Genomic DNA, 11,257 nt, shown 5'->3' with positions numbered 1-11,257 from the left:
TAGAGCATCTGACTTTTAATCAGAGGGTCGAAGGTTCGAGTCCTTCATGGCTCATCATTATTCAAAGGAGTCTCCTATTAGGGAGGCTCTTTTTGTTTTTATTCAGCATATTTTTTGTGCAGAGAGAAATGATAATGTTTTTGGAACAGAAGCAAAGTGTCAGGTACAGAATGCTCCCTCGATAAGATATTTCTACAAAGAGCGTACTTAAAAATCTGTATGCAACTACGTCTTGCTATAATTGATTAATTTGAACAAACACTTTTACTTATATCCTTTCATGTAAAATCTATCTTTTCTGGATGAATAAAAAATATGTTAAACTAATTTAGAGGTTTTCCGTTATTTTAGAGTATAGAGGTGAAATAGTCATCGTATCATCAAAAGATGTTGCAAAATTGGCAGGGGTATCACAGACGACGGTGTCGCGTGTTTTGAATACACCGGACTTGGTAAAAGCGACAACGGTCAATAAAGTATTGAAAGCGATTGAGCAATTAAATTATATCCCAAATGAGCAGGCGAGGTTGCTTGTGACAAGTCGGACAAATACAATTGCTTTGTTATCTGGTCCATTACATAATCCCTTTTTCTCTGATACAACAGCTGCTATTGTTAATTATGCCAACAGTAAAGGCTATAAAGTCGATGTGCAATTTGTTCAGGATGAGGAATTAGAACATGCCTATTCAAAGATTTTAGAAAGAAAAGTTGATGGGATTATTTTATCGTGCATTTTGTACGAAGATCCTTTTTTTGAAAGGTTAAAGAGGTTGGATATTCCTTTTATTACATTTAACCGTAAGCATCAGTCAAATGAAAACTTTGTTGAAATCGACAATGAACAGGCAGGTTATATTGCGGCACAAGCTTTACAAGCTGTGGGGCATCAACATATTGCCTATGTTGGAGGACACTTAACTGTTAGTACATATGCGAACCGCTTTAAAGGAGCGTTATGTGCTCTAGGAGAAGCGGTATCAGAGAAGTATATTTATCATTCTAATACAACACGTACGAGCATTAGTGAGGGAGTTGATCACTTATTACAGCAATCGACCTTACCAACAGCTATTATTGGTGCATCGGATTCGATTGCATTAAATGTTATTGATGAATTACTAAAGCACAATATTCGCATACCCGAAGATATAAGTGTTATGGGTATTGATAATGTTGAACTAGCAGCATATGAACAAATCCAATTGACGACAGTGGGACATGAAACAGAGAAAAATTTAGGGTTGATAGCAATTACGGAGCTTATTGAAATGATTGAAAATAAAAAAAATTCTTGCGTGCGTATCACAGAGTCTGTTAAACTTTTTAATAGAAAGACGGTAAAGCACTTAAAATAAAATACGTATTGATAAGTGCGTATTTTTTTATGATAAAATGGTTACGTATTCATAACTGAAAATTTAGAATAAAGAAGGGGTTCTTATTTTGGAAAAGAAAATGTATATCAATGATGAATGGGTCTCGACAGTAGAGTACGCTGAATTAAAATCGCCATATACACAAGAGGTTATTGCGAGAATACCGCAGGCCACAAAAGAGCATGTAGTAGCTGCTGTCAATGCCGCTGAGGGTGCACAACAAGCAATGGCGAGCCTAACAGCATTAGAGAGAGCAAATATCCTTTATTCAATTGCTGAGGCATTTGTAGAAAAGAGAATAGAAGCAGCCAAAATTATTTCCCAGGAAAGCTCGAAGCCATTAAAGTACGCATTAGGTGAAATTGATCGCACGATTGAAACGTATCGCTTTGCAGGTGATGAAGCAAAGCGTTTAGTTGGTGAAATGATACCGATGGATGCGGCCAAAACAGGGCAAAATCGTTTTGCTTATACGCTAGAGCAACCATTAGGCATCATTGCAGCTATTACGCCATTCAACTTCCCACAAAATTTAGTGGCACATAAAGTTGGTCCAGCCATTGCAGCTGGTAATACGATTGTTCTAAAGCCAGCTTCACAAACGCCATTATCAGCTCTGTTTTTAGCTGAAATTATTGAACAGACGACATTACCTAAAGGTGCATTTAATGTTGTGTTAGGAAGTGGAGGCGTTGTTGGCGATGCGCTTGTAGAAAATGAAAAGGTAAAAATGATAACGTTTACAGGAAGTCCAGCAGTCGGTATTCAAATTAGAGCAAAGGCAGGGCTTAAACGCGTAGCCCTTGAGCTAGGGTCAAATTCAGGTTTAATTGTAGATCGGGATGTCAACATTTCGTATGTTGTAAATAAATGTGTAACAGGTGCATTTTCTAATCAAGGACAAGTATGTATTTCATTGCAGCGTATTTATGTTGTAGAAGATATATTTGATGCATTTGTCGAAGAGATGGTAGAGAAAACTGAAAACTTAAATGTAGGTTCCCCATTAGAGGAAACAACGGATATTTCTGCGATGATCCATGAAAAAGAACAGCAACGGGCATTGTATTGGATTGAGGAAGCAATAGCAGAAGGAGCAAGTCTATTATACGGTGGTACAGTAAAAGATGGTGTATTGCTGCCGACGATTTTAGCAAATGTAAATCAACGCTCGAAAGTAAGCTGCGAGGAAGTATTTGCACCGATTGTTAGCATAAATAAAATTTCATCTGTAGAGGAGGGGATCGCAGCGATTAATGATTCAGATTATGGTCTACAGGCAGGTATTTTTACGAAAGATATAGGCACAGCATTCGCTGCCTCTAAGCAGCTTGAGGTTGGTGGTGTAGTCATTAATGACATTCCAACGTATCGCGTTGACCAAATGCCATATGGTGGTGTAAAGCAAAGTGGAACAGGTAAAGAGGGCGTAAAGTATGCCATTCATGAAATGACCGAAACGAAGCTTGTTATTTGGAATCAAGAAGGAGGGCTATAAATGGCTGAAAAAATCACATTTGCCCCTTTAAGTTATACAGGCTGGGGCTCTCTTAGTTATTTATCAGAAGAAGTCGGGCGTTTACAAGGGCAAAACATATTGCTGGTGACAGATCCTTTTTTACATGAAATGGGGTTAACACAAAAAATCATTGCTCCATTAGAAGAGCTTAATTTAACGATTAATGTCTATACAAAGGTCGTACCAGAGCCGCCATTAGCGGTTGCAGAGGAGCTTGTTGCTTATGCGCGTGAGCATCAAAGTGATATGGTCATTGGTTTAGGTGGAGGCAGTGCGCTTGATTTAGCTAAACTAGCAGGGGTTATTTCTGTACATGAAGGCGATGTGAAAGATTATTTAAATTTAAGTGCAACACGTAAACTTTTGCAAAAAGGGCTACCAACAATATTAATTCCGACAACATCAGGTACGGGCTCTGAGGTGACAAATATCGCTGTTGTATCGCTAGCAAGCACGAAAGATGTAGTGACACATGATTTTTTACTAGCAGATGTAGCAATTGTTGACCCAGAGTTGACAATGTCATTGCCACCGAAAGTGACGGCTGCAACAGGTGTAGATGCCTTAACACATGCTGTGGAGGCCTATATTTCCCGTAATGCCAGCCCTGTTTCTGATGCGTTAGCTTTACAGGCCATTCAGTTAATTAGTGACTCGCTACGCACTGCTGTAAAGGATGGACAAAATAAAGAGGCGCGCATTGCTATGAGCTATGGTAGCTATTTAGCAGGATTAGCCTTCTTCAACGCAGGGGTTGCGGGGGTACACGCGCTTGCTTATCCATTAGGTGGGCAGTTTCATATTGCACATGGTGATTCCAATGCAGTTCTCTTGCCATATGTAATGGGCTATATTCGTTCATCTTGTGAAAAGCGTATGAAGGATATTTATAATGCGATGGGCTTCAATAGTAGCTATTTATCGCAGGAGGAAGCATCACGTAAATGTGTCGAGGAATTACAGCGTCTTGTGGAAGATGTGGGTATTCCTTCGAGTTTGCAAGGCTTTGGTATTAATGAAGAAGCGCTTACGTGTTTAACGGAAGACGCAACAAAGCAAACAAGATTGCTAGCACGTAGTCCGATGGCATTAAAGAAAGAGGATATTTTCGCTATTTATAAGGCAGCATATGATGCTGTGACTTTCAAATAGATAGAAATTAATCAAACAGCAAAGGGGATAGAAAAATGTGTAATAACAAAAAGTTATATGTATTAGACACAGGAACGATGAAGATGGATAAAAATTATATGATTGCCATGCACAATCCAGCAACAATTGATAATCCAAATCCGCCAGCAGAGTTTGTAGAATTTCCGATTTACGCTGTATTAATTGACCATCCTGAGGGGAAAATCCTATTTGACACAGGCTGTAACCCAGATGGGATGGGAGAAGATGGGCGTTGGCCTGAAGGGATACAAAAAGCCTTCCCGACATTTGCGAGTGAAGAATGTTATTTGATTAATCGTTTAGAACAATTGAAAGTACGACCAGCAGATATTAAATATGTCATTGCCTCACATTTACATTTAGACCATGCAGGCTGTCTTGAATTATTTACGAATGCCGAAATTATTGTGCATGATGCAGAGCTATCGAATGTCATGAAGCAATTTGCGATGACGCGCAATATGGGTGCATATATTTGGGGTGACGTGATGGCATGGATTCAAAACGAGTTGCGTTGGCGCACAATTAAGCCACACGAAAAAGAAGTACCACTTGTAGAAGGAATTAAAATTATTAACTTTGGTCCAGGGCATGCCTATGGAATGTTAGGATTACATGTTGAATTACCTGGACACGGCAATGTTTTATTAGCCTCTGACGCAGTATATACGGCTGAAAGCTATGGTCCACCAGTGAAGCCACCAGGCATTATTTACGATTCTGTAGGCTATAATTCAACGGTGGAGCGCATTCGCAAATTTGCAAATGAAAATAATTCAGAAGTATGGTTCGGGCACGATTCAAACCAATTTAAAAACTTCAGAAAATCTACAGAGGGCTATTACGAATAGATTTTGCGACTTCAAAGAGCGTATCGAGTAATCATGATTACTTGAAAGCTCTTTTTTTATTCTATAATAGAGCAATTTGTGGGTAAAATTGGAATGTATATGTTGTATGGTTTTGGTTGAAATATATAGTTATTGATATAACAATGCATATAAACCTTTTATTAAGTTTTGAATCAAGATATTTTATAAATTTATTGAATAATTATGCATGAAAATGTCGAGTTGAGCCAACAGGCTATTTCGTTTTACAATAGAGGTATTAACAGAAGGGAGTTTTAACAGAATATGAACAAATCAGTTGCTATTATTGGGGTTCCATCAGATTATGGACAAACACGTCGCGGCGTGGATATGGGGCCAAGTGCAATTCGTTACGCAGGTGTTATAGAGCGTTTAGAGGCTTTAGGATATACAGTGAAGGATGAAGGCGATATTCGCGTAGAAAAAACGCCTGTTAAGAAAGAGCAAAATGAAAAATTATTGAATTTAGATGAAGTAGTAGAAGTATGCTCCAAGCTAGCGCAAAAGGTGGAAGACGCAGTAAATGAAGAGTATATTCCACTTGTGCTTGGTGGCGATCATAGTATTGCAATCGGCACGTTAGCAGGACTTAAGAAATATAAAAACTTAGGTGTTATTTGGTTTGATGCACATGCAGATATTAATACACCAGAATCGACACCATCTGGCAATATTCATGGTATGCCGTTAGCAGTAAGCTTAGGGCTTGGTCATGAACGTTTAACTTCGATTCACCATGATGGACCAAAAGTAAAAGCAGAAAATATTATTATTATCGGTGCACGCTCAGTAGATGAAGGTGAACGTGAGCTAATTAAAGAAAAAAATATTAAAGTTTACACGATGCATGAAGTTGATCGTCTTGGCATGACAGCAGTCATGGAAGATGCCCTTCGCTATTTACAAGAGCGCGGTGTTGATGGTGTTCATTTATCGTTAGATTTAGATGGATTAGATCCACTTTATACACCAGGTGTGGGAACGCCTGTTGCGGGAGGTATTACGTATCGTGAAAGCCACCTTGCGATGGAAATGCTACAAGAGGCGAATGTTCTTACTTCTGTAGAGTTTGTTGAAGTAAATCCAATATTAGACGAAAAAAATAAAACAGCCAATGTAGCTGTTGCATTGATTGGTTCTTTATTTGGCGAAACGCTGGTATAACAGCGAGGGTAGCGGACTTTTAGCGACTATTAATATAGAGTTTGAGGGTGTTGGAAAAGATTTTGTCTTTCCCGACACCCTTTTACACATTTTACTACAATTTCCCGTTTGAATTTTGGTATAATAAAGAGAAAAAACTGAAACCTTTCTTAAGGTTGTACGTATATGATAATAACAGCTGAGAAGGTAGAGAGGATTGGCACGATGGATGCGTTAGTGAATAAGAGAATAAAGCAAGTGCTTAAAGGTGATCAAAACGCCTACGCCGATATTGTGAACCTCTATCAGCACAAGCTGTATCAAATTTGTTATCGGATGCTTGGTAACAAGCAAGAGGCAGAGGATATTGCACAAGAAGCATTTGTACGTGCATATATAAATTTGCACTCATACGATCAAAAAAGGAAATTTTCAACGTGGATATACCGTATAGCCACGAATCTTTGCATTGACCGCATTCGTAAAAAGAAGCCAGATTATTATTTAGATGCGGAAGTTGCGGGAACAGATGGTTTGGATATGTATTCACAAATTGCAGCAGATGAACAGCTGCCAGAAGAAGCTGTTGAACAGATGGAGCTACAGGACCGCATTCAATACGAGATTAGCCGATTGCCAGACAAATATCGCTCTGTCATTGTACTGAAATACATTGAAGAGTTATCGCTACAAGAAATTAGTGACATTCTTGATATGCCACTTGGCACAGTAAAGACACGTATTCATCGTGGTCGGGAAGCACTTCGCAAGCAGTTAAACAATTTGTAGGAGGAGAATTCGCATGAGAACGTGTCCTGAACATTATATTGACTATATGCATGATTATTTAGATGGCGATATTACACGTGAGCATGAACAAGAGCTAAAAAAGCATATGCAAAGCTGCGTAAGCTGTCAACAGCATATGCATGAGCTAAGCGATACAGTAGCATTTGTCAAAAGCGCGACACATATTACAGCGCCTCCACAATTTGAGGCGAATGTAATGCGCCGTTTACCGAAGCGTAAAAATGCGATTGGTATTCAGAAATGGCTACGCAGACATCCAATTATCGTGGCGGCTGCGGTATTCTTCCTATTGATGGGAGCAACCTTAATGGCAAGCTATCCGAATGACGACCAGTTTTCTGTTACGACACAAGCAAACTTAGTCGTTGATGGGCAAACGGTTATTGTGCCAAAGGGTGAGATTGTTAAAGGGGATGTTGTCGTAAAAAATGGCAACCTAATCATTGAAGGGGAAGTAGATGGCAATGTCACAGTAATTAACGGCAGTTATATGGCTTCTACTGCTGTTGTATCAGGGCAAGTCGAAGAGATAAATGAAGCATTCGATTGGCTTTGGTATAGAATGAAGAAAATGGCGAACGACGTCATCGCATTGTTTGAATAATTCGTGCAACTTTTTTGGAGATTGGACGTTTGATAGAGGGTGTAGACGAAATGAAAGAAACATTTCGCCTACACTCATTTTTTATGGCAATTGCGCCTTAGAGAAAGCGTTAATAAGTAGAAGTGTGCTATACTATTTTTGTATGCAACAGTTAGAAAAGTGGGGGATGCCACGTGCAGTTAATAATGAATCAATTTACGGATTTTACGCCTGTCAATTATATATTTGGTTTTATCGATGTACTTGTTGTGTGGTATGTCATCTACAAGCTGTTAGGTCTTATTCAAGGAACGAAGGCCGTGCAGCTATTAAAAGGGATATTTGTTATTGTCATCGCTAAAATTGCAACCTCTCTTTTTGGTTTAAGTACCCTTGATTATTTGTTAAAGCAAGTGATTGAGTGGGGTTTTCTAGCGATTATCATTATTTTCCAACCAGAAATACGCCGTGCTCTTGAACAGCTAGGAAGAGGGAAGCTATTCCAGCGTTCAGCGAATCAGCAAGATGAGGAGCAAACACGCCTAATTGAAGCGATGAAAAAATCGGTGAGCTATATGGCAAAGCGACGTATTGGTGCATTAATATCTATTGAAAAAGAAACAGGTTTAACCGAATATATCGAAACGGGAATAGCAATGGATGCAACGGTATCTTCGGAGTTATTAATAAATATTTTTATACCGAATACACCATTACATGATGGTGCCGTGATTATGCAAAAGGATAAAATTGCAGCAGCGGCTTGTTATTTACCATTGTCTGAAAGCCCGTTCATCTCAAAGGAACTAGGTACACGCCATCGTGCAGCACTTGGTTTAAGTGAAGTAACGGATGCGATTACAATCGTTGTATCAGAGGAAACAGGTGCTATTAGCCTAACAGTAAACGGTAATTTGCATCGTAATTTAGCGATTGAGGAATTTGAAGCGTTGCTACGCAAAGCATGGTTTGGCTCTGAAAATGAAGCAAATCAAGCCTCTAAGTGGACTTGGAGGGGGAAAAAGAATGGATAAATTATTTAATAGTAATTGGTTAATTCGTTTGACCGCCTTATTACTTGCTATTGCCTTATTTTTTTATGTGCAATCTGAAAATGATTCAACTCGAAGTACACCGAGCGACCAACAAGCAGATGTTATTGAAGATGTGAAGCTGGAAGTATATTATGATGATGAAAATTTAATTGTGTCAGGGTTACCAGAAACCGTTAATGTAGGTATCGAAGGACCCACGCCTATTGTCTTGCGTGAGAAGTTAGCGAAGGATTACAAAGTATTTGTCGATTTAAATTCATTGTTAATTGGCGAACATCGCGTTACAATACAGACTGAAAACTTTTCTGAAAAATTGCAGGTAACGCTTTATCCACCTGTTGTCAATATTAGTATTGAAGAAAAGGTGACGAAGGAGTTTCGTGTAGAGCCTGAAATCAATACTAGACAAATTAAAGAGGGTTATGTGCTGAAAAGCATGATAGTAGAGCCTAGATACGTTTTTGTCACAGGTGCAAAGAGCGTAATAGATAGTATTAATTACGTAAAAGCATCAATAAAAGCAGAAGATGGCATTACGCAATCGTTTGAGCAGCAGTCAAATGTGAAAGTGTTGGATCGTGACTTAAATAAGCTGGATGTCGCGATACAGCCAGAGTCAGTAAAAATCAATGTGGAAATTGATGAATATAATCGAGAGATTCCTCTTACACTGAAGCAAACGGGACAGTTGCCAGAAAGTGTAACAATTAACGAGTTGTCTTTAAATCAAGAGAGTGTAAAAGTATCTGGTCCACAATCAGTTGTGGATTTGTTGAATGAGATAGTCGTTGAATTTGATTTATCCAAGTTGACGGAATCTGGAGATTATGAAGTAAAAATTCAAAAATTAGAAAGTCCAATGAAATTATCTAATGAAGCAGTTACTATTCATGCTGACCTTACAGTAGCTGAAGAGGTAAGTGAAGAGGAGACAGTTGAGGTTCCTATATCAGATGGAAATGCGGATGAAGAATAAAAAAGGAATTTGTCAGTGAAGGCTTACAGGATATAATTGTTGGCACGATTTATGAAGAAATTTGGATACGAGTTAGCCGATAGGATTAACAATGCGGTATTGAAGGAGAGAGAAAGTAATGGGTAAATATTTCGGAACAGATGGCATCCGTGGGGTAGCGAATAGCGAATTAACGCCTGAACTCGCGTTTAAGTTAGGGCGAGCTGGCGGCTATGTTTTAACAAAGGATACAGAAAATCGACCGAAAGTACTTATAGGGCGAGATACGCGCATCTCAGGGGAAATGCTTGAAGGTGCATTAGTAGCAGGTCTGTTATCAATTGGTGTGGAAGTAATGCGTCTAGGGGTTATTAGTACACCTGGAGTAGCTTATTTAACACGTGTGATGAATGCCGATGCAGGTGTTATGATTTCGGCATCTCATAATCCAGTGGCAGATAACGGTATTAAATTTTTCGGTTCTGATGGCTTTAAATTGTCTGATGCACAGGAAGAAGAAATTGAAAGCTTACTTGATGCGCCAGAAGATATTTTACCACGTCCAGTTGGTGCAAATATCGGTTCTGTAAATGACTATTTTGAAGGTGGACAAAAATATATCTCTTACTTAAAGCAAACTGTGGAGGATGAATTTGTTAATATCCATGTAGCCTTAGACTGCGCTCATGGTGCAACATCATCTCTTGCAACACATCTATTTGCAGATTTAGAAGCAGATATTTCGACAATGGGTTCATCTCCAAATGGTTTAAATATTAATGATGGCGTAGGTTCAACACATCCTGAAAAGTTGGCTGAATTTGTTGTTGAGCGTGGTGCAGATATAGGTCTTGCTTTTGATGGAGATGGCGACCGTTTAATCGCAGTAGATGAAAAGGGTCAAATTGTTGATGGCGACCAAATTATGTTTATTATCGGGAAATACTTAAATGCAAAAGGTCGATTGAAGAAAAGTACAATCGTTTCAACAGTGATGAGCAATATGGGCTTCTACAAAGCATTGCGTGAGCACATGATGGAGAGTGTGCAAACAGCTGTAGGTGACCGCTATGTTGTAGAAGAAATGCGTGCGAATGATTATAATTTCGGTGGCGAGCAATCTGGTCACATTGTTTTCCTAGACTTCAATACAACGGGAGATGGCTTGCTAACGGCTATTCAGCTTGTCAACATTATGAAAATGACAGGCAAGCGTTTATCTGAGCTAGCATCTGACATGACGATTTTCCCACAACGTTTAGTAAATATTCGCGTAACGGACAAACATGCTGTGACAACAAATGAAAAAGTGGCAGCGGTAATCACTGAAGTTGAGTCAGCAATGCAAGGCAATGGTCGCGTATTAGTACGCCCTTCAGGTACAGAGCCGTTAGTTCGTGTAATGGTAGAGGCTGCTACAGAGGATGACTGTACGACATATGTAGAAAAAATTGCAGAAGTTGTACGCGCGGAAATGGGCTTAGCTGAATAATTAATTTAAAAAATGCGGTAGAGTGTAAAATCTCTATCGCATTTTTATGTTTACATATAGTGACAAAAGGGAAGTATACAACTGTACGAAATTCAAAGGAATGTAATGGAATGGCAAAGATAGCAACATTAATTACGGACAAGTTTGAAGATAGTGAGTACACAAGCCCGAAAGAAGCGTTAGAAGCCGCAGGGCATACGATAATTAATATCGATAAAGAAGGCAATAAAGTGAACCTTCAATCAGTGGGGGTTTTCCTCATCCCCCACTGATTGG

At 39.1% G+C, this 11,257-nt stretch carries 11 protein-coding genes; all 11 read left to right on the top strand.

The genetic code is table 11. From position 1 onward, the window contains the following. Positions 1-344: 344 nt before the first annotated feature. The 11 genes from C9J34_RS12485 to C9J34_RS12435 all read left to right on the top strand — a co-directional run bounded on the left by C9J34_RS12485 (position 345) and on the right by C9J34_RS12435 (position 11,253). Positions 345-1,358 (top strand): LacI family DNA-binding transcriptional regulator, encoded by a 1,014-nt coding sequence (locus C9J34_RS12485; protein ID WP_338016214.1) that lies wholly within the window; start codon positions 345-347, stop codon positions 1,356-1,358. 88 nt (positions 1,359-1,446) lie between these two features. Further along, positions 1,447-2,877, top strand: a complete 1,431-nt coding sequence (locus C9J34_RS12480; RefSeq protein WP_107840240.1) for an aldehyde dehydrogenase family protein — start codon at positions 1,447-1,449, stop codon at positions 2,875-2,877. Next, positions 2,878-4,050 carry an iron-containing alcohol dehydrogenase gene (locus tag C9J34_RS12475; RefSeq protein ID WP_107840238.1) on the top strand — a complete coding sequence of 391 codons (1,173 nt, stop codon included), beginning with the start codon at positions 2,878-2,880 and terminating at the stop codon, positions 4,048-4,050. A 35-nt stretch (positions 4,051-4,085) separates the two neighbouring features. After that, positions 4,086-4,922: an AhlS family quorum-quenching N-acyl homoserine lactonase gene (ahlS, locus tag C9J34_RS12470; RefSeq protein ID WP_107840236.1), complete on the top strand. Its 837-nt coding sequence runs from the start codon at positions 4,086-4,088 to the stop codon at positions 4,920-4,922. Between the two features lie 285 nt (positions 4,923-5,207). Next, positions 5,208-6,107: an arginase gene (gene rocF, locus C9J34_RS12465; RefSeq protein WP_107840234.1), complete on the top strand. Its 900-nt coding sequence runs from the start codon at positions 5,208-5,210 to the stop codon at positions 6,105-6,107. Between the two features lie 204 nt (positions 6,108-6,311). Continuing rightward, positions 6,312-6,875, top strand: a complete 564-nt coding sequence (gene sigW / locus C9J34_RS12460) for an RNA polymerase sigma factor SigW (protein WP_107840231.1) — start codon at positions 6,312-6,314, stop codon at positions 6,873-6,875. 13 nt (positions 6,876-6,888) lie between these two features. Next, complete coding sequence (locus C9J34_RS12455; RefSeq protein WP_107840229.1) at positions 6,889-7,500, top strand: anti-sigma factor family protein; 612 nt, start codon at positions 6,889-6,891, stop codon at positions 7,498-7,500. Between the two features lie 185 nt (positions 7,501-7,685). After that, positions 7,686-8,513, top strand: coding sequence for a diadenylate cyclase CdaA (cdaA, locus tag C9J34_RS12450; RefSeq protein WP_107840244.1), 828 nt, complete (start codon positions 7,686-7,688; stop codon positions 8,511-8,513). After that, positions 8,506-9,510: a CdaR family protein gene (locus tag C9J34_RS12445; protein WP_107840227.1), complete on the top strand. Its 1,005-nt coding sequence runs from the start codon at positions 8,506-8,508 to the stop codon at positions 9,508-9,510. Before cdaA ends, C9J34_RS12445 begins: the two co-directional genes overlap by 8 nt. 118 nt (positions 9,511-9,628) lie before the next feature. Then, positions 9,629-10,981: a phosphoglucosamine mutase gene (gene glmM / locus C9J34_RS12440; protein WP_107840225.1), complete on the top strand. Its 1,353-nt coding sequence runs from the start codon at positions 9,629-9,631 to the stop codon at positions 10,979-10,981. 110 nt (positions 10,982-11,091) lie between these two features. Beyond that, positions 11,092-11,253 carry a type 1 glutamine amidotransferase family protein gene (locus tag C9J34_RS12435; protein ID WP_420799127.1) on the top strand — a complete coding sequence of 54 codons (162 nt, stop codon included), beginning with the start codon at positions 11,092-11,094 and terminating at the stop codon, positions 11,251-11,253. Positions 11,254-11,257: the final 4 nt, after the last annotated feature.

The sequence above is a fragment of the Metasolibacillus meyeri genome, from assembly GCF_003049505.1.
Lineage (GTDB): Bacteria > Bacillota > Bacilli > Bacillales_A > Planococcaceae > Metasolibacillus > Metasolibacillus meyeri.
This window is presented reverse-complemented; position numbering and strand designations above follow the sequence as displayed.

What these genes read in the sequence shown, in the direction of transcription:
- C9J34_RS12445 (WP_107840227.1), top strand. Translation starts at nt 8,506, where the DNA reads ATGGATAAATTATTTAATAGTAATTGGTTAATTCGTTTGACCGCCTTA.
- C9J34_RS12455 (WP_107840229.1), top strand. Translation starts at nt 6,889, where the DNA reads ATGAGAACGTGTCCTGAACATTATATTGACTATATGCATGATTATTTA.
- ahlS (WP_107840236.1), top strand. Translation starts at nt 4,086, where the DNA reads ATGTGTAATAACAAAAAGTTATATGTATTAGACACAGGAACGATGAAG.
- C9J34_RS12475 (WP_107840238.1), top strand. Translation starts at nt 2,878, where the DNA reads ATGGCTGAAAAAATCACATTTGCCCCTTTAAGTTATACAGGCTGGGGC.
- rocF (WP_107840234.1), top strand. Translation starts at nt 5,208, where the DNA reads ATGAACAAATCAGTTGCTATTATTGGGGTTCCATCAGATTATGGACAA.
- C9J34_RS12435 (WP_420799127.1), top strand. Translation starts at nt 11,092, where the DNA reads ATGGCAAAGATAGCAACATTAATTACGGACAAGTTTGAAGATAGTGAG.
- glmM (WP_107840225.1), top strand. Translation starts at nt 9,629, where the DNA reads ATGGGTAAATATTTCGGAACAGATGGCATCCGTGGGGTAGCGAATAGC.
- cdaA (WP_107840244.1), top strand. Translation starts at nt 7,686, where the DNA reads ATGAATCAATTTACGGATTTTACGCCTGTCAATTATATATTTGGTTTT.
- sigW (WP_107840231.1), top strand. Translation starts at nt 6,312, where the DNA reads ATGGATGCGTTAGTGAATAAGAGAATAAAGCAAGTGCTTAAAGGTGAT.